Annotated in this window: 20 protein-coding genes; 15 read left to right on the top strand and 5 right to left on the bottom strand. The window is 57.4% G+C overall.

Features of this window, described 5'->3' with window-relative positions; translation table 11 throughout:
- The first annotated feature begins 184 nt into the window (after positions 1-184).
- The 7 genes from CXQ88_RS21885 to galU all read left to right on the top strand — a co-directional run bounded on the left by CXQ88_RS21885 (position 185) and on the right by galU (position 6276).
- Complete coding sequence (locus CXQ88_RS21885; RefSeq protein WP_181037542.1) at positions 185-349, top strand: hypothetical protein; 165 nt, start codon at positions 185-187, stop codon at positions 347-349.
- A gap of 291 nt (positions 350-640) precedes the next feature.
- Positions 641-1198 carry a hypothetical protein gene (locus CXQ88_RS14805; RefSeq protein WP_104044906.1) on the top strand — a complete coding sequence of 186 codons (558 nt, stop codon included), beginning with the start codon at positions 641-643 and terminating at the stop codon, positions 1196-1198.
- 53 nt (positions 1199-1251) lie between these two features.
- Positions 1252-1473 (top strand): PqqD family protein, encoded by a 222-nt coding sequence (locus CXQ88_RS14800; protein WP_258061896.1) that lies wholly within the window; start codon positions 1252-1254, stop codon positions 1471-1473.
- A gap of 37 nt (positions 1474-1510) precedes the next feature.
- A complete protein-coding gene (locus CXQ88_RS14795) occupies positions 1511-2716 on the top strand; it encodes a hypothetical protein (RefSeq protein ID WP_258061895.1) in 1206 nt (401 codons plus the stop codon).
- An 89-nt stretch (positions 2717-2805) separates the two neighbouring features.
- A complete protein-coding gene (locus CXQ88_RS14790) occupies positions 2806-4386 on the top strand; it encodes a polysaccharide biosynthesis tyrosine autokinase (RefSeq protein WP_104044904.1) in 1581 nt (526 codons plus the stop codon).
- A gap of 3 nt (positions 4387-4389) precedes the next feature.
- On the top strand, positions 4390-5301 hold the full coding sequence (locus CXQ88_RS14785; protein WP_104044903.1) for a nucleotidyltransferase family protein: 912 nt from the start codon (positions 4390-4392) through the stop codon (positions 5299-5301).
- 84 nt (positions 5302-5385) lie between these two features.
- On the top strand, positions 5386-6276 hold the full coding sequence (galU, locus tag CXQ88_RS14780; protein ID WP_104044902.1) for a UTP--glucose-1-phosphate uridylyltransferase GalU: 891 nt from the start codon (positions 5386-5388) through the stop codon (positions 6274-6276).
- A 16-nt stretch (positions 6277-6292) separates the two neighbouring features.
- Here the strand turns inward: galU and CXQ88_RS14775 are convergent, their stop codons facing one another.
- The 5 genes from CXQ88_RS14775 to CXQ88_RS14755 form a co-directional block, all read right to left on the bottom strand.
- Positions 6293-6691, bottom strand: a complete 399-nt coding sequence (locus CXQ88_RS14775) for a VanZ family protein (protein WP_104044942.1) — start codon at positions 6689-6691, stop codon at positions 6293-6295.
- A 211-nt stretch (positions 6692-6902) separates the two neighbouring features.
- On the bottom strand, positions 6903-7514 hold the full coding sequence (locus tag CXQ88_RS14770) for an LPXTG cell wall anchor domain-containing protein (RefSeq protein WP_104044901.1): 612 nt from the start codon (positions 7512-7514) through the stop codon (positions 6903-6905).
- Between the two features lie 176 nt (positions 7515-7690).
- On the bottom strand, positions 7691-8878 hold the full coding sequence (locus CXQ88_RS14765) for a DUF4012 domain-containing protein (RefSeq protein ID WP_258061905.1): 1188 nt from the start codon (positions 8876-8878) through the stop codon (positions 7691-7693).
- Between the two features lie 689 nt (positions 8879-9567).
- Positions 9568-10881 (bottom strand): UDP-glucose dehydrogenase family protein, encoded by a 1314-nt coding sequence (locus CXQ88_RS14760; protein WP_104044899.1) that lies wholly within the window; start codon positions 10879-10881, stop codon positions 9568-9570.
- Positions 10882-10935: 54 nt separating this feature from the next.
- Entirely contained in the window at positions 10936-12321 is a 1386-nt protein-coding gene (locus tag CXQ88_RS14755) for a sugar transferase (protein WP_258061904.1), read from the bottom strand.
- Positions 12322-12753: 432 nt separating this feature from the next.
- On the opposite strand from CXQ88_RS14755, the gene CXQ88_RS14750 reads away from it, so the two are divergent.
- The 8 genes from CXQ88_RS14750 (at position 12754) to CXQ88_RS14715 (ending at position 21474) form a co-directional block, all read left to right on the top strand.
- Positions 12754-13737, top strand: a complete 984-nt coding sequence (locus tag CXQ88_RS14750; protein ID WP_104044897.1) for a GDP-mannose 4,6-dehydratase — start codon at positions 12754-12756, stop codon at positions 13735-13737.
- Positions 13703-14731 (top strand): GDP-mannose 4,6-dehydratase, encoded by a 1029-nt coding sequence (locus CXQ88_RS14745; RefSeq protein WP_258061893.1) that lies wholly within the window; start codon positions 13703-13705, stop codon positions 14729-14731. Before CXQ88_RS14750 ends, CXQ88_RS14745 begins: the two co-directional genes overlap by 35 nt.
- A complete protein-coding gene (locus CXQ88_RS14740; protein ID WP_104044896.1) occupies positions 14732-15847 on the top strand; it encodes a glycosyltransferase in 1116 nt (371 codons plus the stop codon).
- A 156-nt stretch (positions 15848-16003) separates the two neighbouring features.
- Positions 16004-17191 (top strand): glycosyltransferase family 4 protein, encoded by a 1188-nt coding sequence (locus CXQ88_RS14735; RefSeq protein WP_104044895.1) that lies wholly within the window; start codon positions 16004-16006, stop codon positions 17189-17191.
- On the top strand, positions 17188-18372 hold the full coding sequence (locus CXQ88_RS14730; protein ID WP_104044894.1) for a glycosyltransferase: 1185 nt from the start codon (positions 17188-17190) through the stop codon (positions 18370-18372). Before CXQ88_RS14735 ends, CXQ88_RS14730 begins: the two co-directional genes overlap by 4 nt.
- A complete protein-coding gene (locus CXQ88_RS22695; RefSeq protein WP_104044893.1) occupies positions 18365-18877 on the top strand; it encodes an acyltransferase in 513 nt (170 codons plus the stop codon). Before CXQ88_RS14730 ends, CXQ88_RS22695 begins: the two co-directional genes overlap by 8 nt.
- Positions 18878-19000: 123 nt before the next feature.
- The gene (locus CXQ88_RS14720) at positions 19001-20071 is read left to right on the top strand and encodes a hypothetical protein (RefSeq protein ID WP_146069222.1); all 1071 of its coding nucleotides are present in this window, start codon (positions 19001-19003) and stop codon (positions 20069-20071) included.
- A 113-nt stretch (positions 20072-20184) separates the two neighbouring features.
- Entirely contained in the window at positions 20185-21474 is a 1290-nt protein-coding gene (locus CXQ88_RS14715; protein WP_181037539.1) for an O-antigen ligase family protein, read from the top strand.
- The last annotated feature ends 232 nt before the right edge of the window (positions 21475-21706 follow it).

Here is a 21706-nt window from a genome sequence, read left to right as displayed (position 1 = left end):
CTAAAGGAACGGGTATTGCTTACTCGTGTTTCCCGCTTCGCTTGGTTGTTTACTGGGAAGTGCCGGCGAGGCGAGGGCTTTCGCGATTGAAGGCTCCCGCCCCAGCATTCGCCGGCACCCTCATCGCAGCGGCTGAAACAATGAGTCCCCCGCCAGCCGGGACGATTCAGGAACGGCGGAATCCATGCGAATCAGATTATCCACCGGGGACGGCATCACCCTTGCCACCTGCCCGCACCAATTCGTTGGCCGATGCGACGACTGTTCCACGGCAGCAGGCCTGAGCGAATCGGACCAGATGGTGACGGATGAAGGCGGAACTACGTTCTCGGCTGAGTCCGGCCCTTAGCGCCACTTGCTTATAAGGAGAAGCGGGAGCTAACATTCATCCGCCTCGGCGGTTAAGCTGTCTAGCCTCTTAGCGGCCCACCGGCCGCCCCTTGGCCTTTGGTTCTTCTCATAACCGCAGGTCAAACCCCATATAAAGCAAAAAGTCCCAATATTGACTGAAACTTGAGTCTCATTTGCGGAAATCTTTGTTCCCGTTCGTAAGAGTAGGAGAAGCCGGGAGAAACCCGGTAAAACCACGCAGCTGGCTTTCAAGGACTGGGCGCAGCTAAAACTCCACGGGGGCACACACTTGTCTGAAGTTTTGAACGCGAAGGTTATTGCCAGCGAAGAGAACCATTTCAGCCGCCGCAGGGTGGTCAAGGGCGTGGCCTGGTCCGTCCCCGTCATCATGACCACGATTGCGGTCCCGCCAGCATCGGCCTCGACGGGTTCCGCGACGGTGACAATTCTGAATCCAGGAACTCCCATCACCTATAGCCAGGGGAACCGCGGGGGCACGGGTCCCACGGCGATCCGGATCACGGGCGTCGTGGGTGCCATCAGCGGAAGCGTAATCATCGCACCCGTAGGCGCTGTCCGCGCCAGTATCGGGATCCAGCCTTCTTCAACCAGCGTATTCTCCGCGTCCAACTTCAGCGGGAATACTTCGACCACCACATTTGCAGCCGGTACCGGGACCGGGCAGGCGCTGGACATTCCGGTTAGCTTCTTCAACTTGGAAGACACAGCTGGCAACAACAAGCCAAGACCCAATGACGTATACAGCTACTCGATGACCGTGCTCCTCACAGGTCCCAACAGTGGTTCGGTGCGCGCCGAGACGAGCCTCACCATCAGGTTCAAATGATTTGGCACCATTGCGACCACGTTGCCCAAGTTCGCACTCAACGCGGGAGCCGGGTGGCGCTGCTCCACTTGGATGCAGCCCGGCCCGTGGTCCTCGAAGGAACTGCGGCTGCCATTTGGGATCTTATAGACGGCCGTCGCGCGCAGGCAGGGGTCATCGCCGAACTGGAAGCTTCCTTCGAGGATGCTGCCGGGCGCCTCGGCGCGCAGGTTGAGTCCTTTCTGATCAGCCTGGAAGCACAGCGACTGATAGAGCCGGCCAGAACAACGAACTAGCAACTTCACACCACTAGCGCCAGATCCGGGGGGATTCATGAGCGGCGGGAATATACACACGGCGCTTCATTCGCTGGCACTGGAAGCAATGCTCGGCGACGGGGATCTGCTGGGCGTCGAGGTCTTGGGCGTGGAGTTCGCCGTTCGTTGGGGTCGCGAAGTCACCCGGGAGCAGCGGGATGCAATGCGCTGGGCTTGGGCACGGTGCGCAAGCAGCCGCGGGCCCCTAAGTCCGCCGCTGCCGATGGAGCCGACGGATGGAGAGCCGTTTTCGGCGTCGGTCACTCATCAGCCGAGGGCAAAGGACGTCCGCACTTTCACCCTGCAGGCTGCCACCTTCGAGGAGTTGGCTGAGAACCTCACTTCCAGGCTGACGGTGGCCGCCATCTTGGCCAACGCCGGTGAACTCATGATGCTCCACGCCTGTGGAGTGGCGGATCCCGTCACAGGGGCGGTGGTGGCGCTCGTGGCCAAGTCGGGAACGGGCAAGACAACTGCGGCTTCGGTACTCGCAAGAACGTATGGGTATGTCACGGACGAAACCGTGGCCATTGGCCCGGACGGTTCTGTAATTCCCTACCCCAAACCGCTGTCCGTGAAGCAAGGGTCCGGCATACCCAAACGACAGGTGGGACCGGACGAGTTCGGACTTGAGCCAGCCCCCGTCAACCCCTTCATCCAGTCCATCGTGTTGTTGGACCGGGTCCGCAGTGACCGTCCGGTGACCCCGGTGCTGCAGAGAGTCCCGCTAGCCGATGCTGTGCTTTCGCTGATCCCAGACTCGTCCTCGCAGGGCGAGATTGAGGAGCCATTGCAATCGCTTTGCCGCCTGATCGACAGCGTTGGGGGAGTCTGGCAGGTGACCTATTCGGAAGCCGCTGATCTGCCCGCAGCCTTGAAACCTATGTTCCGGACGCAGCCAGGAACGCAGTCGGAATGGGAACCTCGCGTAGTAGCCGGTACTCAATCCGGGCACATTCCGAACGGCTGCGTTCGGCGCGCAATACCAAAGGACGCTGTGGCCATCGGCGGTGACCTGCTAGTGATGCTGGACAACGAGATTGTGCGGGTCAGCGGGATCGGCCCGGCCATCTGGGAAGCATCCGCCAACCCAGTCAGGCTGGACCAGCTCGCAGAAGAAGTCGGCAACATGCACGGCAGGCCGGAAGGCTACCGGGACGCCGTCGCCGCAGCCGCAGAACAGCTGATCGCGAAATCGGTCCTGGACCAGGGCCGCACGTAGCCGCAAACCGCGTGGGGGACCACTCGAAGCAACACCCCGGTCATGAACGCCGGGACAGGAAACAGAGAATTTGAGTGGAAGGAACCACCATGAGCACAACAGCGACGCCGCCCGCGGAAACACCTGCCGGAATGGACCTGACGGACTACCTGAGGGTACTTCGCGTCTACTGGAAGGCCATTGTCGCTTTCACCCTGTTGGGCACCGTAACGGCGGGCGGTTGGACCGTCCTCCAGCCCAAAATTTACTCCTCTGATTCCAGCGGTATCGTGGTCACGCCGGGGTCCGACAATGTAAGCCTGTCTCTGGCCGGAGACAGCCTGGCCAAGGCCAAGGTCAAAAACTACGAGTCTGTGGCAAAGTCTCGGCTCGTGGCCGACCGGGTCATTGCCGCCCTGGAGCTGAACACCACTGCGGACGCCCTGCTCGGCACCATCAGTGTGAAGGTCCCGCTGGACACCGCCGAGATTCGGGTGACCGCCCTATCGACCGACCCTGCCACTGCGCAGCGCGTGGCCGACGCCTGGGTCAACGGCCTCGCCGCCCAGGTGGAAGCGATCGAAACGGTTCCTCCCGCCGAGACAATTGCGGAGTCCGGTACGGCGGCGACGCCCGGCACCAATTCGCCGGCAAATGCCACGGCTACGGCTGTCCGTGTGCTTCCGCTGGGCAAGGCTGTCGTTCCCACCAGCCCCACTTCACCTAACACCAAGCTCAACCTGGCGTTGGGCGCACTCGTCGGCCTCGCCCTCGGTCTGGCCTACGCGGTGGTCCGCCGTCACCTCGACCGGCGCCTCCGCAAGGCCGCCGAAATCGAACGGCTCTTTGGTGTCCCCGTGATCGGCACTCTTCCGTTGGACCATCGTCTGGACGAGAAGAGCACCGTCTTGGACTCTGGCCCCGCATCACAAGTTCACGACGCCGGCGGAGCGATGGCCGAAGCCCTCCGGGAACTGCGCACCAACCTCAGCTTCCTCGATGTGGATCAGCCGCCGCGGATCATCGTGGTGACCAGCTCCGTCCAGTCAGAAGGTAAATCCACTGTCACGGCTAACCTGGCGGTCACGATGGCAGCTGCCGGCGAAAACGTCGTGGTGGTCGACGGCGACCTCCGCCGGCCAACTTTGGTGGATGTTTTCAATCTCGTTCCGGGAGTGGGGGTTACCGATGTCCTCACCGGCACCGCTGAGTTGGCGGATGTCCTCCAGCCTTGGGGTGCCCTGCCGAATCTCGCAATCCTTGGTTCAGGCCGCATCCCGCCGAACCCCAGCGAGCTCCTGGGGTCCCGGGCCATGAAGAACATGCTGAATGCCTTGGCCGAGGATGCAATCGTCCTGATTGACGCCCCGCCGCTGCTGCCGGTGACTGACGCAGCCGTCCTCTCCCGCGTGGCTGACGGCGCCATCGTGGTGATCCGGACGGGCAAAACTACTCAGGAACAGCTCTCACAGTCCCTGGGGAACCTGGAGAAGGTCAAGGGCCGAATCCTGGGCGCGGTTCTCAACTACCTGCCAACCCGGGGAACAGACGCCTACTCCTACTACGGAACGTATACCTCCGCGCCCGGTCCGACGCCCGTGGCAGAAGTACCGGGCGCTGGCGCGCGGCGGGGCACCGAAGTCGAAGGCGCCCTCGAAGCGGTGCCCGGCGGCCGCAGGGCCAAGGACTAGGTAATGCCGGCGAGGGACACTGGCGGTGAAACGCAGCTCAGCATTGCCGAGGGCGTGCTCCTGGGTCACGCTATGGCCGCGCGGGTGGCGGATGGTCTGGGACTCCGGGCCTTCTTCATCAAGGGACCTGCGAGTGTGATGCAGGGCCTTCGTCAGCCCAAGACCTCCGTTGACATCGACGTCTTCGTGTCACCATCCAGCCTTGAACAGATGTTACAAGGCCTGAGGGGGCGGGGCTGGCGTGAACGTCCTGTAGATCCGGATGCCACGACATTTCCAAAGCACTCGGTTACCCTCGACCACCCTGAATGGCCTTGTTGCATCGATGTCCACTTCCGCTTCCCAGGGATGGAAAGTCCGGCCGCTGACTGCTTTGAGGTTATGTGGGCGAACACCGATTATCTGGAGCTTGCAGGACAAGAGGTGCGGGTCCCGTCACCGGCGCTGGGAATCCTGGTCTTGGCACTGCACGCCCTCCGGTCGCCCCAGTTGCCTGCTTGCCGGCAGGAGCTCGACTTCTTGGCCGGTTTCACCGAACGGCAATCGCACGCGCCAGCCATTCTGGAAATCGCCACGGCCACCGGTTCTCTGGCGGCCTTGCGCCCGTTCCTCGAGGACCTCCTTCCCGAGACCACTGAGCTGGGGTGGCCGCAGCCTTCTGCCGAATGGCGGAATCGAGTAATGGCCAGGGAACCGGGAAGCGCCCGGCTCATTGCTATTGTCCAGGCCCCCTGGCATGACAAACCAAAGATGCTGTGGCGTGCGGTCTTCCCTCGACCTGAAGTCTTCCTGAGCGGGAACATCTACGCTGACATGTCCTTATTAGGACGACTTCTGCAGCACCGGGACAGGTGGGCCCGGTTTCTCCGCGCAGTACCGCGCATCCTGCGGGATTTGAGGCACCCCGGTGGTTGAAGAGGGGGCCGGGTTGCGCCTGGGAGCAACACAGAAGACCGCCGTAAATTGCCTTTAGCTCCCGCTGATTTGTAAGGTTCAGCTATGACTATGGGGAAAGCTATAACCAAAGCCGTCATTCCTGCTGCCGGATTGGGAACTCGCTTCCTGCCCGCCACCAAGGCAATGCCGAAGGAGATGTTACCGGTGGTGGATCGGCCGGCCATCCAGTACGTCGTTGAGGAAGCCGTGAAGTCCGGCCTCACCGACTTGCTGATGATCACAGGACGGAACAAGCGCTCCCTCGAGGACCACTTTGACCGCGAGCCGGGCCTGGAGCGTGCGCTTGAGCTGAAGGGCGACACAGACCGCCTGGAGTCCGTGCATTACGCGTCGGAGCTGGGCCCCATCCACTACGTCCGCCAGGGCGAGGCCAAGGGCCTAGGCCACGCGGTGCTGTGCGCCAGCCAGCACGTGGGCAATGAGCCGTTCGCTGTGCTGCTGGGCGATGACCTCATTGATGAGGACGAGGATCTGTTGAGCATCATGATGGAGGTGCAGCAGAAGACCGGCGGTTCCGTCATTGCCCTGATCGAGGTGGACCCGTCCCAGATCAGTGCTTACGGCTGTGCGGACATCACCGCGGTGGACGGCGAGGACTACGTCCGCGTCAACAGCCTGGTGGAGAAGCCGGCCGTGGCTGAGGCTCCCTCCAACCTAGCCGTCATCGGCCGGTACGTGTTGCACCCGTCCGTGTTCGGCGTCTTGGAGAACACCGGGCCCGGCCGCGGCAACGAGATCCAGCTGACGGATGCACTGCAAACTCTTGCGGCCGGCAAGGGCGAAGGCTCCGGCGTGTACGGCGTGGTCTTCAAGGGCCGTCGGTTCGACACTGGCGACAAGCTGAGCTATCTCAAGGCCGTCATTACCCTGGCGTCCGAGCGCGTAGAGTTCGGCGAGGATCTGAAGACCTGGATGAAGGGCTTCGTCAACTAGGGCGCTTTTCGACTCGTCAGAGGTCCGCTGCCGAAAGGTGGTGGGCCTCTATTTTTGTTAATGCTGCAGTGGCGAGGAGGGCCCCGAGGACGGTGCCGAAACAGTTTGTGACGAGGTCTAACGGGCTGGCAAACCGGCTGTGAAGAAAGAGGAGCTGGCCCAGCTCCATGCACCCCGAAATCAACAAACCAAATGCGCCAATCCGCCACCACTGCTTCTCACGGAAAGCAAGTGAGCTTATGAATCCAAGCGGAATAAAGAGGGCAACGTTACCTGAGGCCTCGACAAATTGGTAATTGAACCAGCCCGGAATTCCCCGCCGATGAAGGAATTGCAGCACGCTTGCTAGCTGATTTTGAACGGGCTGGTCCATGGGACTGGGCCAAAAGGCAACAAAGGCCAGCGGAACCAGCAAGACCGCGAGCGTGAGCTGCCAGGGCCTGCGATTGTCAAGGTGTCTCAAGTTTGCCTTAGGAGGTCTTCAGCAGGGCGATTACTGCCATGCCGGGTTCAGCAGCCGCTAGGAGTGCGAGGAGTTGAGGTTGTCGAAACCTTAAATGCAGAAAATGGGTGGTTCCCCGTTGCCGGAGAACCACCCACCTTCGTTGGTGCTCGTAGGGGTGCTGCTAGGCAGCAACCTCTGCCTTGGCGCGGCGGCGAACTACTACTACGGATGTTGCGCCAGCGGCCAGCGCGCCGGCTCCAACCAGGGTCCAGAGAATCAGGCCCGAATCGGCGCCGGTGTTGGCTAGTCCAGCTCCGGTGTTTGCGAGTGCAGCACCACCGGAAGTGTTGGAAAGGGTGCTGGCGAACCTCGGATCCACAACGACCGTCACGGGACCAACGGTTGCACCGGTGGTGTTGCCCGTAGCAGTGATGAGGTATGTGCCGGCTTCTTGGAGGGTGATCGGGACAGAGAAGTTACCCTGTGCGTCTGCCTGACTGGAAAGGGTCTGTGCCTCTACAAACACGTTGATCCTGGAACCCACTGCACGGTTACCTACACCGGCACCAGAGGCTGCAGGCGGGGTGCCGGGCGTTACCCGGATTGTAAGGGATTCACCAGCAAAGGGACCACGGCCGCGGAAGACGAACTGCTCACCGGGGCCAACTTCGTTGTCTGAGACTGCTGCCTGCGGCGGGACTGGCGCCGGAGCCGGGTAAGTGGCCAGTGCCGGCGCGGTGCCGACGAAAGCGAGTGATCCTGCGATGGCGAGTGCTGCAAGCGTTTTTTTCATTAGTGTCCCCCCGGAGACGTTGTGTTTTGGTGTACCCGAATTGAGGAGATTTCCTCTCCGCACGAGACCTGTACGGTAATCCCGGATAGATATCCCAAGAAAAGATTACCATCCCCGTCGAGTGGCGAGCAACGTGCTTCCACACGGTTTACTTACTGTTAACGCGGCGTCTTTGACTACTGATCGCAAGAAGACGTTGCTGTCGGCAGAATCACATCTTTGACATCTTGAACAGTAGGCGTGACAACGGCGTTAGGTTCCGTGTGTTGCACAATTTTAGAGAAAGTGAAATCGATCGTACTGCTCTCTCCTGGGGCAAGCCTGAGGGCGAGAGTACCGACAGGCCGGTTGCTATGCCCGAAAGAAGCAAAGTTAGTGCTCTGACCGTCGACCTCGGCAGACTCTACGTTCGCTTGAACAGGACCGTAGACCACGATGTTGCTTTGAACTGACCCTGCGGGCACTCCAAAAACGCCGCCCCCAGTCACATAAGCCGGTAACGATGAAGCAGCATCCTTCGGGGCGGTGTTTGTGCTAGATACCCGGACGGTTGTCCGTTCGTAGCCATCCTTTGGACATTCCTTCACGAGTTGCACGGTCCGCTTGACGTAATAGTCCATCTTCGCCCCGGTGCCGTCGTTGAAGTAGACGCCGAATTGCGCGGGGGCCACGCTCGGTCCAGATACGGATCCGCTTAAGGCATATTTACGTATTACCGACTGTTCTGCCTCGAAGCCCGACCAAACGAGGACACGGCCCTCGGCAGTGCCACGCGTGATCCCTTCGATCAAGCCCTTGGCATTGCCCCTTCCGTCTGAAAGTGCTGCAAAAATTTCTTGAGCCACCCCGGCAAAATAGGCATCTTGAAGTCGGGGCTCTTCAATTTGTGCATACACGTCTGATAATAGAGTTTGGACCACGTTCTTGCCGTTCAGCTCCGTCGGTAAGCGCGCCGCTGCCGCCGACACAAGGTCGGGGTTTGTGATCCGAACGGGACCGGTGGCTTCTAAGATATAGCCCAATGCCACGGGGTCGATGGAAACAACGCCATCTACACGCTGCCCGAACTTCCTTTCCCACATAGCCTGCGCGGTGCTCGCTGTCGTTGGAAAGTCGGGCGTCAGGTTTACGTCCTGCATGAACTTGCCCACGCGGTGAGAGTAAATCTGTTGCTGCTCGGGATCTATTGGGACACTCGGCGACATGACGCCGAGGGCCCCAGCGCTGCTCTGAGACCCTAGTGTCAGTTTGCCTTTGTCGACGTTGAGAACGGCGAGAGCCCCAGGTATCCCGCCGGAAGATCGGGCTTCCGCATTGTTTTGAATGATAAGGAGATAATCGCGTGGTGCTTCCGCACCGAGCATGCTGGGCGTGATGTTTGAGACGTTGGCGGCTATATCTAGGGCCCCCGTAATGTCTTTCAGTTGGTCTCTAGCACTAGTCAGCGGGCCGGCCACTTGAGTGACTAGCTTCGTGGTATCAATCTGACTTAGCCTTTCGGCCGAAAGTCGAACGGCCTGTGCGGAAGCAGAAATGCTTGGAGAGGCTGCTTCGAGCGGTGATAAATCGGTACCGGAGCTACTGGGGAGAAGTGATTCCCAATTGAGGGAGCCGTAAACCTTCACGAGCGGCGCAAGACCTAGTGTAGTCACATCGTCCGCTGAGCGTGCGACCTCAGATACAGCGCTAAAATTGGGCCCGAGTCCGGGCAAGTTTGACGCCAAGGTCCATAAGGGGTCGCCGGCTGCCTGTTTCGCGGCAGCCGCGTGTGTGCGAAGTTGGTTAACTCTGGCCGTAGCCTCTTCAGCATTGTTAGAAGCGATCGCCTCTTTAAGTGAGGGAACCAAGCGGGTCATAGAGGTGAGTTCCGAGTTAATCTCTGACGCTTTGACTCCCAGCCAAGCGCCCCCGGCCAGAACAACTAGGGACATGCCGCCACACCAGGCCAGGGCGACTATGCGCCGTCGGCGGGTACGCTGCCGGGCAGAAGTTGAAGGCTGCGGCGTCCTAGAAGACGCATCATCGGCCAAGGTGTCCTGAGGTACATTCATTGTCAGGGTCGACCCAGCCCGCGGTAGTTCCAGCCAGCAGCCCGCCACTTGGCAGCGTCCAAAACGTTGCGGCCGTCGAGGATCCGGGGAGAGGCAACTGACCCCACCAACTCGTAAGGGTCTAGGTCTCGGTACTCCTGCCACTCGGTAAGCAAAAGTAAAGCGTCCGCCATCTCGACCGCGGAGGAAGTGTCTTCTTCGTAGTGGAGTTCAGGAAATCTTCGCGCCGCATTCGCCAAAGCCTTCGGGTCTGTAACGGTAACCACGGCGCCCTGCAACTGCAGTTGTGCCGCGATGCTGAGGGCGGGCGAATCGCGAACGTCGTCGCTTTCTGGCTTGAATGCGGCGCCGAGGACCGTGACTCGTTTCCCCAGTAGGGACCCTTCGCACAAATCACGGGCAAGCTCAACCACACGAGTTCTGCGACGCATGTTGATAGCATCGACCTCGCGGAGGAAGGTTAGCGCTTGATCAGCGCCTAGCTCTCCAGCTCGCGCCATGAAGGCACGGATGTCCTTGGGAAGGCAGCCTCCGCCGAAGCCGATCCCCGCATTGAGGAATTTCCGGCCGATCCGATCATCCATGCCTATGGCGTCAGCGAGTTGCGTTACGTCGGCTCCTGCTGCTTCGCAAACTTCAGCCATGGCGTTGATGAATGAAATCTTTGTGGCGAGGAAGGAATTTGCGGCCGCCTTGACGAGCTCGGCGGTTGGATGGTCGGTCACGAGACGGGGAGTGCCTGATGCGAGCGGAGCCGAGTATACGGCGTCCAGGACGGCAACTGCAGGATGGTCTTCCGAGCCGCCAAAAACTCCATACACGAATCGGTCGGGGTGGAGCGTATCCGCAACTGCGTGGCCCTCGCGAAGGAATTCCGGATTCCAAACTAAGTGCGCCTCAGGTTGCTCGGCATGAAGAAGATCCGCCAAACGAGAAGCCGTTCCCACCGGAACCGTCGATTTTCCTACCACGACGTCGCCTGGGGAGAGGTAAGGAAGGAGTCCCGTTGCGGCGGCGTCCACGTACGTCAGATCAGCGCCGTTTTCTCCCTTTTTCTGAGGCGTGCCCACACAAATGAAGTGCACAGCGCTCCCTGCTGCAGCAGCTAAATCGGTAGTGAACGACAGCCTTCCCGTTTCCTGGACCTCCCTCAGTAGATCCTCGAGAGCCGGCTCATAAAACGGAGCACGTGCCGCTGATAGTTCTTCGATTTTCCGTGCGTCCACGTCAATGCCAACGACCTCGTGGCCTAGCTTCGCCATGCAGGCCGCGTGTACCGCCCCTAGATAGCCACAACCAATGACAGAAATGCGCATTAAAGATTCCTTCCCCAAAGGGCAATTATTATTAGGTGTAGAGAAAGATAGGCCTCAATAGGCACCGGAACCGCCGAAGACGGCTCGGACTGTTCTCAACAGGATGATGAGGTCGCCCGCTAGCGACCAGTTTTCTACGTAGTACAAATCCAGCCGGACCGAGTCTTGCCAAGATAGATTCGATCTTCCGCTCACCTGCCACAGGCCTGTCAAGCCTGGTTTGACCAACAAGCGCCTACGAACTTCGTATTCATATGCTTGGACCTCGCTGGGGAGGGGCGGTCGAGGGCCGACTAGGCTCATTGAACCTGCAAAGACGTTGAACAGCTGAGGCAGCTCGTCAAGGCTGTACTTCCTGAGCATCCGACCTAATCGCGTCACTCGTGGGTCCCTTTTCATCTTGAAAAGGACGCCGCTCCCCTCATTGAGGTCGGCGAGCTGGGACAGCCTAGCTTCGGCGTCGACCACCATAGACCTGAACTTCAACATTCTGAAGGGAGCGCCTTCAATACCCACTCGCCCTTGTTTGAAGAGAATGGGCCCAGGGCTGTCAACCTTGATGAGGATTGCGAGGATCAACATCAGTGGAAAGCTTATGCAAATCAATACGCCTGACAAGAGCACGTCCGACAGTCGCTTTGCAACTCGCTGGCCGCCCTCAAGCGTAGGTGTGGTTACATGAATGAGCGGAAGGCCCGCCACCTGCTGAGTATGAATGCGAGGCCCAGCAATGTCGGTGAGGGCCGGGGCCATTATCAATGAAATGTTACGCGCCGCCAGCTCCCAACCGAGATGGCGAAGGGTCTGAGGATGTAATTGGACGCCAGCGGAGACGGCTACAGCGTCTGCATCACACTGGCCTATTGCCGTCAAAATGGACTGTGCATCAGGCCTGTGACCCAGAACAGGGAGCCCTGCAACTGGGAGAGGTGAGAAGTCCTGTGCATTGCTTGGTGTGTAGGCCGCCACTGGAAGATACCCAGCGTGCGTTGAGCGTTCAAGTGATGCAGCTAGATGGGCAATCGCGCTGGGGCCTCCGAGTAGAAGCAGACTTGACATGCTCTGTCCCCGGTTTCGCTCAAGCGTGAGGTGCTGGCGAATAAGCCAACGGGAAATCAACAGGCCTACTAGCCCGACGGGAAGAGCCACCCCCACGTATCCCCGCGCCGTGTCGATGCGGAGGACATAAGAGATGATGGCGATGAAACCAAAAAGCCACAAAGACGCGGCGGCAACGCGTTTGTATTCTTCTGCGCCGGATCCTAGTATGCGGCTTTCACGGCTGCTCCACGCGCCCAACATCAACCACCAGGCCGTTGCCAATGCCACCGAGGTTAGAGCGTACGCTGCGTCCTCGCGTTCGGCTCCCGGTTCGCTTTCGAGACCGAACCTCACGATGTAGGCGCCCGCTACCGCCCACATAATTACAAAGGCATCGATGAATGCTAATCGCCGTGAGTAGCGTGCTCGCCAGTTCGTGCTGCCCCCCAAATTGTCCCCATCTCTTGCAACCAAACTGTTATGGACGTGCTTGCCCCACAGCGATCATAACGAACATCTGGACCACAAATCCGTACGTGACCTGAACGGAGCGCTCTTGGAATGAGTCATCTGATTGGGTCAGTCGCGGCTTCGTTTCCCCGGTATGACGGCCGGAAGGTCTTTTCTGCTACCGCCGACGGAGCCGCTACTATTGCCACGGGGGTAGGGCGCTGGCGACCTGCCAGCGTGTGACGTCGCGGTATCTATCGGTTGCCGGCTTTCGCTGGGTGTACGCGCTGCTGGCCGGTCCCTGACTACTGACGCTTTCATCAAATTCTCGACGTCCTCGGCGCGCATCCGTGGCCGTCAACAATCTCAACAGGGGGCAGAATGCCTAGGGCACTCATCACTGGCGTTACAGGACAAGACGGTCTCTATCTGTCGGAGCTTCTGATCTCAAAGGGCTACGAGGTATTTGGCCTCATCCGTGGGCAAAACAACCCTAAGCTCGATTTGGTCAAGACCGTTGCGCCTGAGGTCAATATTCTGACCGGAGACCTTTCCGACGTCGCTGGGCTCACTCGTGTTCTAAAAACCGCTCAGCCTGACGAAATCTACAACCTTGGTGCTATTTCGTACGTTGCGTACTCCTGGGAAAACGCGTCATTGACATCTGACATCACGGGCAAGGGCGTTCTCAACATGCTGGAAGCGACGCGGCAATATGCGGGTGAGTCAATTGAGAAAGTAAGGTTTTATCAGGCGTCGTCTTCCGAGATGTTTGGGAAAGTACAAGATGTGCCTCAGAGTGAGACAACGCTTCTCTGGCCTCGTTCGCCTTACGGAGTGGCAAAGGTCTTTGGCCACTACATGACAATTAACTACCGTGAGTCTTACGGAATGCACGCTTCCAGTGGGATTTTGTTCAATCACGAGTCGCCGCGCCGAGGACCCGAATTTGTAACTCGAAAAGTCACCCAGGCCGTGGCCCGGATCAAGCTGGGGCTGCAGCAGGAAATCGTTCTGGGCAACTTGGACGCCAAACGCGACTGGGGATTTGCCGGTGACTATGTCGATGCAATGTGGAGAATGCTGCAGCAGCCCGTAGCTGATGATTACGTTATTGCTACTGGTGAAACACACTCGATCCGAGATCTACTGGACGAAGCATTTGCTGCTGTTGATATTGGTGATTGGACTCCATATGTCAGGCAGGATCCTCGCTTTATGCGACCGGCAGAGGTAGATCTCCTCATTGGAGATCCAGCTAAGGCGGGGGCAGTCCTCGGATGGAAACCCAAGGTTAACTTTCAGGAACTTGTCCAGATGATGGTCGAAAATGACCTTCGCGAGCAATCGACGCCTGGCCGCTGATATGCCTATAGCACTCGTTACAGGTTTCGCGGGTCAAGACGGGCAATATCTCGCTGAGCGTCTGCTCCAAGACAATTGGACTGTTCACGCCACCATTTCTCCAAGGCCCATGAGGGCGGATTCAGAGAGGGTGGTCCCTCTGCTGCACACAGTTGACCTGTCCGTCCCCGGAAATGTTCCGCCCCTACTTGATGAAGTACAGCCTGATGTGATATTCAATCTAGCCGGCATCAGTTCTGTAGCCAGGTCGTGGGAAGAACCTGCAGCCACGATTGCGATCAATGGCGTGGGAGCGTCGTCGTTGCTCGAGGCAGCCTGGCAGCGAAGCACTCGCACGGACAAGGGCATCAAGTTCATACAAGCTTCTAGTGCTGAAATTTTCGGTCACGCCACTGACGTTCCTCAACATGAGGCTTCCCGAATTCAGCCCGTTTCGCCTTACGGTGCCTCGAAAGCGTTCGCTCACCAACTGGTGGGCGTATACCGCGAGAGGGGGATGTTTGCGTCATCGGCCATCCTGTACAACCACGAGTCTCCCTTGCGCTCCCCTGCATTCGTGACCCGAAAAATTACCTCGCAAGTGGCCCGTATAGCGCTCGGTTTCGACGAACGGCTTCGTTTGGGCAACACCGAAGTGCGGAGGGACTGGGGATGGGCTCCCGACTACGTGGATGCCATGATAAAAATGGCGCTTCATTCGCGGGCCGATGATTTCGTAATCGCTACGGGGAAGTCCCACACAGTCGGTGACTTTGTACGCCTTGCGTTTGAAGCCGCGGGGGTCGAGAGGTGGGAGAATCTCGTTGAGTTTGATGAGCGATTTGCCCGTCCTGCGGATCCGGTCGAGATGCGAGGTGATGCCACTAAGGCACAACGAGAGTTGGGATGGCATCCCACAGTTAGCTTCGACGATATCGTCAAACGCATGGTGGAGTATGACATGAGCCGGGAACGTTCCCGAATGGCTCCGGTTGAGAGAGAGACGGGGCGATAGATGAGCGGCGTGATAGTCCACGAATGGCTGGAACCGCACGGCGGCGCAGAGAAAGTCGTCCAAGAATTGGCCGGGATTTTCCCGGATGCGCCCATAACCTGCCTCTGGAATGATGCCCCTGAGCGCTTCCTGCAGGGGCGAGTGTCTGAAACATGGTTGGCCTCGACGCCACTGAGGCATAAGAAAAGCTTAGCGCTGCCATTTATGCCGGAGACATGGCGGCATCTGGGAGATAGCGATGCGGAGTGGATTCTTTGCAGTTCGCATCTGTTCGCCCATCACGCTCGTTTCAGCGGCGCCGCGCGTGGGGCAAAAAAGTTTGTTTATGCATATACAAGCGCTCGTTACATATGGACTCCCGAAATAGACCAACGTGGGCAGTCCATGGCCGCGCGGCTTGCTTCCAAGCCCTTACGGAAGCTGGATAGAAATCGAGCCTCCGAAGCTGATGAAATCGCCTCGATCAGCGAGTTTGTTCGGCAACGTATCGAGCACACATGGCAGCGCGAGAGTCAAGTCATCTACCCGCCTGTCGACGTCGAAGCCTTCGACTCGTCTGAGGTAGCGTCATTCACCGACGTAGAGCAAGCGATACTTGACGGTCTACCCGAGTCATTCGTTCTCGGTGCGTCGCGCTTCATTCCATATAAGCGCCTAGACGTCGTCATCCGTGCGGGAGCAGCTGCAGGCATCAAAGTTGTGCTCGCTGGAAGCGGTCCGCTTCGTGGTGAACTTGAACGGCTGAGCCTGGAATACCCAGGGTTAGTAACTTTCGTTCCAAGCCCATCACACATTTTGTTGAGGGAACTCTACCGAAGGTGTAAAGTCTACATTTTTCCGCCTGTTGAAGACTTTGGCATCATGCCAGTGGAAGCCATGGCAACGGGGACTCCAGTAATTGCCTCGACAATCGGTGGTGCAGCGGAAACCGTCGTCGATGGAGTCACGGGAATTCTAGTTGACTCCTTCGATGACGAAGTCATGCGAGAAGCTATTTTTGCTGCCGAGGCCATCGATCCGGAGAACTGTCGACTGCGCGCTTGGGAATTTGATAAATCAGTTTTTCATACTGCTATAAAGCAGTGGGTTAAGGGCCAGCATGGCAACAACGAATGATGCGAGCGCTCCGGTCATCCCGGATGGGCGGAGAGATAACCCTGGGTCAGAGGCCCCTAAAGAAGCCGTATCAACGGCAGCGAATCTTAATTGGACTGATGTCGTGAAGAGCGCTGGCGAGTCTGATGAATCTATTTTCGGACAGCGAGTTTACGAATGGATGAACTGAGTATGGCTAGGGCGGAAGTACGCAGTCTGCCTAAAGTTTTGCACCTGGACCATAGCGTGGAAGCTGGGGGTGCCGAGCTAGCCCTGGTTCGACTCGTGAATGAGGCAGACGGTTGGGACCCAATAGTCCTTCTACCTCAGCAACCGGGGGACAGCGTTGGTGTATTCAATGGTCTTCACGATGACATCGCAATGGAAAAGCTCGGCCCGACTCAGCGTCCGGGAGTTTCAGCGAAGACCGCATTGCGAGGCCTGTTAGATTTTTCGGGGCAAATTCTTGGCCAAGCCTTGGCAGTTCGACGATCACAGGCGTTTAAAAGCGCTGACGTAATCCATGCGAACACCTCCAGATCAAGCCTTTACGGGGCGATTGCCTGCTTGGGATCAAATAAGAAGCTGGTGCTCCATCTAAGGGACCATGTTTCTAAAGAAAGCCTCGGAAGAGTTGGACTGTTGGCATTTAGACATGTTGCTCTAAGGCGCGCCGATGGACTAATTGGAAACTCAAAATCTACTCTCGCCACCGCTACACACGCGCTTGGACGTCGACAAATTCGAAGTACAGTTATTCCTAGTTCCATAGGAAAAGTTAGGGTTGATATATCTCCGGAGGTTTCGGAGGTGAATCCGCTACGGATTGGAATGGTTGCGCGCATTGATCCTTGGAAGGGGCAGTCTTTGCTAATCCAAGCATTCGCATTGGCTTTTCCCAAAGGCAATGAACAGCTGTTCTTTGCCGGTGGATGTTTGTTCGGGCATGAAGACTACCTTGCGGCACTTAAAAGTGAGGTCATCTCTTTGGGTCTCCAAGAGCGTGTGCACTTTTTAGGCCATGTCGATGAGATCTCCGCTCTAATCCCTCGTTGGGATGTTTGTGTGCAGGCATCTACGCGGCCCGAACCCTTGGGGCAGAATGTCTTACAGTATCTAGCCGCTGGCAGAGCAGTCATTGCCTCCAACGAGGGCGGCCCCGCTGAATGGGTCAGGAATTCCGAGAACGGGCTGTTGTTTGAACCCCGTAATCAACATTCTTTGGCCGGAGCCCTTCAAATGTTGGCTTCTGACAGAGGACTTCTGCGCAGGCTGCAGCAGGCGGCAGTGGCGACACCTGGGCTAATGTCCGATTCCGAAATATCCACAGCGCATGGTGTGATATTTGCGGAGATGCTTCGATGAAGTTCTTGTTCAAGAGTCTGCACCGGATATTGGCTGCAGTTCGTTGTTCTGGCTATTCGGTTAGTGAATCAAATGGGAATTGTGAAGATTTGACAAGACAAAGCGACAGCACTGCCCCTCTTCCCTCTCTATTGGTTTGGTCATCGCCGTCGACCAAAGGTGCCGGAGCTTATCAACTGTGGGAGAATTATAGAGAATCCATTTCGGAGTTCGTTCCTCGTGTTGGCCTTCTTCGCGGGCATGATGAAGAAGATTCATTCCCAAATCCGCAGATCAAATTGAATCGTGTGTCACTGATATGGGCTCTTACGGACCTGACGCGATTGATAAAACGCGAGGGTTCCGCAAATGTGGTTACTTCCATTTCGCAGTCCGACATTATTTTCGGCTTATTCGTTCGTCGGTTTGTCAGGGTTAACTGGACGATATACGTACTCGGTCAACCGTATCCCGTGGCGGATCAGACCAACGGCTTGAAGCGTCATATCTGGAAAAAGTTATGGCTACGAGCGGCGCGCAGAGCCGACCGGATAGTGGCAGTTAGTGACTATATTGGAAAGATCATATCTCCAGAAGTTGGCAATAAAAAGATTGATACGGTATATCCGTCTTTGAGTAATCATCAAGAACTCTTCAGCAAGATTGAATTCACCTCGGGATCTCAACTGAGAGTGGGGTTTGTGGGTCGACTCTCACCGGAGAAGGATCCGGCCCTTTTCTGTTCAATCATGGACGGCTTCGAGGGGGTCACTGCCAAGATCTACGGAGACGGGCCGCTCAGACCGCAAGTTGAAGAGATTTCGCAAGACGTTGAATTACTTGGATTTAGACCCCAAGAGGAGATCTATTCCGGGCTGGATGTGCTGGTCATGACCTCGAAATCCGAAGGGCTCCCCATGGTTCTAGTTGAGGCCAGCCATATGGGAATCGTGCCCCTGGTTTGTGACGTGGGCGGCTGCATAGAGGCGATTCATCCCGAGAATCGCAATCTTCTGGTGGTGCCCAAGATCGATCGCGAAAATGTTGCTGTTTGGAGAGCACGTCTGCGCAAACTGCAGGATGAGAATCTTCGACAAGAGATTCGACAACTTCAAGCGGAATGGGCTGTGTCTAAGTTCGATAATCGGAAGAATTCTCAATTCCTAGCCAGCCTCGTTATCCAGGAAGCGAACAATGCTTAGAAAGACGTCGCGCCGACTCTTGAATCTCGTGGACGAACGCCTCCTTAGACATCTGCCTGGTCGAGGTTCGCAACTGCTGCGCATTAGTCTGCTCCGAGTGGCTGGAGCTGAAATTGGGCTTGATGTCGTACTGGCACAGGGAGTTAGGGTCGTGGGACCCTCGCGTCTGAAAATACAGGATCAAGTATCTATCGCGAGGGACACCGTCTTGGATGCCAGAGGCGGCCTTACTTTAGAGCGAGGTGCGCTGATTGGCTTTGAGTCCATCATCCTGACTTCTACCCACGTCTCTGAGGAGCTGGACTCGCCCGTCCACGGTCAAGGAATGTTTTTTGGAGAGGTGATAGTTGGTGCGAACACTTGGGTCGGCACCCGTTGCGTCATTCAGCCAGGGACGAAAATAGGTAGTAATGTTATTGTAGGTTCTGCTGCTGTGGTTACGAAGGACTTGGCTGATAGTGGCGTTTACGCGGGAGTGCCGGCACGTTTTATTCGAAGTCGCTAATAGATGAAACGATTATGGGGGATTTCCACAAGTCCTTACTTCGCGCAGCTCTTTAGCTTGGGCGGTAGCGCGGCACTAACCTTTTTCAGTGCCCTATTTCTGGTCCCTGATGAACGCGGACTGGTGGCTATCTTTCTTGCGGTTCTAAGCGTCGGAAGTTACATAGCTTGTTTTGGTGTACAGTCGGAAATTTTGCAGGCAGCTGCTCAGGGCGATGGCGTACGCGCTGGGACTGTGTTGCGGAAGCACATCGTGGTTCAGCTCGGTTTCGCAGCACTCTTCCTAGTTGGTTTGCTTATTGTTAGGCCGTTCAGGGGAATGTCGGATGAGCTGGCATGCCTTGCTGCTCTGGGCATCTTCATTGGCTCGGTGTTCAACAATCTGAGCTGGCGGCAGTATGGCGAGGGGAATTTTCTTCTTAGTACAGCTCTCCGCGGTGCTGCGCCTCTCGTGACCCTGGTGGTATCGTTCGGGTTCTTCTTGTTCGATTCTGTTTCCGCCGAAATAGTGGCGGTAATCTATGTTTCAACTCAGTTGGTCTGCATGGCTCCGCTTCTGAGCTTTAAAAAGCGGCACACTGAACGCGTAAATGTGCGGATGATTGACATCTACAGAAATTCCAGTGCGTTCTTTTTGTGTCAGGCGGAGTCTCTAGTTCTTGCCCGCACGCCGGTCATTGCGTCGGGTATTTGGCTGCCGCCTCAGTTGACGGCGGTAATCTCGATAGCGTTGAGCTTAGCCGAGCTGCAGGCCAGCTTGCCGCAGATGCGCTCCGCAATCTCATTCAAGGAGGCTAGTACAACTAGCCGTCCGCGCCTCACAAATCGACAGCTAGTGTCTTCGATCAAGGCTCTACTTCCTGGAACGGTGATTGTCATCCTTCTTTCGTTTGTCGCTAGGATTTGGCTCGACGAGGCGTACAGTGCGCTGCCCCTGTATGTCGGTCTCCTTTCCCTTGGTGTTGCGTTGCAGGCGGTTGCTGCTTCTGCGGTCAACGTCTTGACCGCACGCCGCTCCCTTAGCCACGTCATCGGCATCCAATTTGGAGTCCTATTGGTTGCGGCATTGGCGCTCTTTATGTTTGCATCGGGCCAGGTGCCCGTGGCCTTGGGGACGTGGTCAATTGCCGTGGCAGTAGGGTGCTTTGTGATCATATTCCTTGCGTCACAGCGTGCGAAGGGTCGTCATTTGTGATGCGAACGGCTAAGTTGCCCCAGTTCTTTTTTGCAGCTGCGTCAGCGACGCTCATCATTGTATGCGGCGCCGGGCCGGGGGTGTCCCGCTACGTTGCGGCTCTCAAGACGCCCATGAGCTTGTTGCCCGATGTCTGCGTGGCGGTAATCCTTGCAGTTGTGATCTTCAGTCGTCGACGGAAGGGAGGAACAAAGACATTAGCTTGGGGAGTGGCGTGGCTTTTTATCGGGTGGGTGGCGGTCGCATCCGTCCCTTCCATCGCTGCCATGCCAGAGCAGGCAGTGTACGGGCTAAGGGCCATGTTGTGGGGACTCGTGATTGCGATGACCATGCAGACCATGGACCTTTCAGAATGGAGCAGGAACTTCATAAGAAGGGTTCTTTTATTTGTGCTGTTGGCGAATATGCTGTTGGCTCTTTTTCAGGCAGTCGTGGGTCTGAGCGCTGTGGAGTTGCAAGGCCTTATGGAAGCGGGTGCCAGCTATCAGGTGGAATCGCAGACACGTTTGCTTGGCTTCCAAGCCACTGGCCAAGAATTGTCTATGCTCGCCGGGAGCGCCTTCGTGTGGAGTTGCGCCACGATGGTCAGCCGTGGATTTCGCCTTGCAGGGCCGCTTATCTGGTTTCTCTGCCTTACTTCGGCAGTCGTTACCCTGGTGGTCCTTCAGCGCAGCGCGCTTATCGGTGCACTTGTGGCGATGGCAATACTGGTCTTTTCCATTAATTCTGGTTCGCTAAGAGGCCGACGAGCCGCGGCCACTCGTAGGTTCGGGGCAGTAGCGGGCGCGTCGATGCTCTCGATTGTGGCTTTGGCAGTTCTCGCGCCTGAGCGTGTCGACTTGGCGCTGGCGCGCTTTCAGTCCCTTTTTGGGCTGTCTTCGGACTACTCATTCAACGTGCGTCAGGATACGACACTTCCGGTTGCCCTGAAGCTAATCGCCGAGCAACCGTTAGGTTATGGGCTGGGTGCTTCGGGACCGGTGGCTGCAAAGTTTGTGCCGAGCGGGCCTCTCGCTGACTATCCCTTGGGAGGTATTGCTGCGGACAATGGGTATCTTTTCGTCGCTCTCCAAATCGGCGTTCCCGGGTTGGTGCTGTTCTTTCTGTTGCTGGTTACCTGGGGTTTCAGCGGGACGTTCTTCGACACTGTGCCGCACGAACGGCTCGCTCCTCGTTCTGTCATTTGTTTTCTTGCAGCCATAATGGTGTCCGGCTCATTTTGGGGCCTGACGGGTTCGATGGCGCTTGTGGTCGCTCTAGCGAGTATCGGTGGAGGAGCTGCAACGAACCGCGGTGCATTGAACAATGGACCCGCTCCTGCTCCTGACTTGCTGCGGAGCGCAGCGAATCCCAATTTCGTGCACTTGGCGCAGAAGCATCGGCGGCCAAGTTCCAGTGACTAGCGTTCCATCGACCGAGCTAGAACCTGCGAAGTGGATCCTAACGGGCCCGTCACGTTTCATGGGAAATGAAGCTCTGAGCTGAGTTCATGGGGGAATGGGAGTCCAGGATGAGTGTCATGCCGCCGTCCGGACGGCACTTCTCATGAGAATAAGTGATTTGTAGTTGTCCGCGGTGCGATAGGCGCGCGCGGTGCGTTTGACGAGTTTGATGGCTTGTATCTCTTAAGTACCC

It is taken from the genome of Arthrobacter sp. ZGTC412, assembly GCF_002929215.1.
Lineage (GTDB): Bacteria > Actinomycetota > Actinomycetes > Actinomycetales > Micrococcaceae > Arthrobacter.
Note: the sequence above shows the minus strand (reverse complement) of the source record. Positions and strands in the feature narration are given on the sequence as shown.

Excerpts from the sequence above, each read along its gene's own strand:
- CXQ88_RS21885 (WP_181037542.1), top strand. The coding sequence starts at position 185 with ATGCGAATCAGATTATCCACCGGGGACGGCATCACCCTTGCCACCTGC.
- CXQ88_RS14795 (WP_258061895.1), top strand. The coding sequence starts at position 1,511 with ATGAGCGGCGGGAATATACACACGGCGCTTCATTCGCTGGCACTGGAA.
- CXQ88_RS14790 (WP_104044904.1), top strand. The coding sequence starts at position 2,806 with ATGAGCACAACAGCGACGCCGCCCGCGGAAACACCTGCCGGAATGGAC.
- CXQ88_RS14785 (WP_104044903.1), top strand. The coding sequence starts at position 4,390 with ATGCCGGCGAGGGACACTGGCGGTGAAACGCAGCTCAGCATTGCCGAG.
- galU (WP_104044902.1), top strand. The coding sequence starts at position 5,386 with ATGACTATGGGGAAAGCTATAACCAAAGCCGTCATTCCTGCTGCCGGA.
- CXQ88_RS14770 (WP_104044901.1), bottom strand. The coding sequence starts at position 7,514 with ATGAAAAAAACGCTTGCAGCACTCGCCATCGCAGGATCACTCGCTTTC.
- CXQ88_RS14765 (WP_258061905.1), bottom strand. The coding sequence starts at position 8,878 with ATGCTCGGTGCGGAAGCACCACGCGATTATCTCCTTATCATTCAAAAC.
- CXQ88_RS14760 (WP_104044899.1), bottom strand. The coding sequence starts at position 10,881 with ATGCGCATTTCTGTCATTGGTTGTGGCTATCTAGGGGCGGTACACGCG.
- CXQ88_RS14750 (WP_104044897.1), top strand. The coding sequence starts at position 12,754 with ATGCCTAGGGCACTCATCACTGGCGTTACAGGACAAGACGGTCTCTAT.
- CXQ88_RS14745 (WP_258061893.1), top strand. The coding sequence starts at position 13,703 with ATGACCTTCGCGAGCAATCGACGCCTGGCCGCTGATATGCCTATAGCA.
- CXQ88_RS14740 (WP_104044896.1), top strand. The coding sequence starts at position 14,732 with ATGAGCGGCGTGATAGTCCACGAATGGCTGGAACCGCACGGCGGCGCA.
- CXQ88_RS14735 (WP_104044895.1), top strand. The coding sequence starts at position 16,004 with ATGGATGAACTGAGTATGGCTAGGGCGGAAGTACGCAGTCTGCCTAAA.
- CXQ88_RS14730 (WP_104044894.1), top strand. The coding sequence starts at position 17,188 with ATGAAGTTCTTGTTCAAGAGTCTGCACCGGATATTGGCTGCAGTTCGT.
- CXQ88_RS22695 (WP_104044893.1), top strand. The coding sequence starts at position 18,365 with ATGCTTAGAAAGACGTCGCGCCGACTCTTGAATCTCGTGGACGAACGC.
- CXQ88_RS14715 (WP_181037539.1), top strand. The coding sequence starts at position 20,185 with ATGAGCTTGTTGCCCGATGTCTGCGTGGCGGTAATCCTTGCAGTTGTG.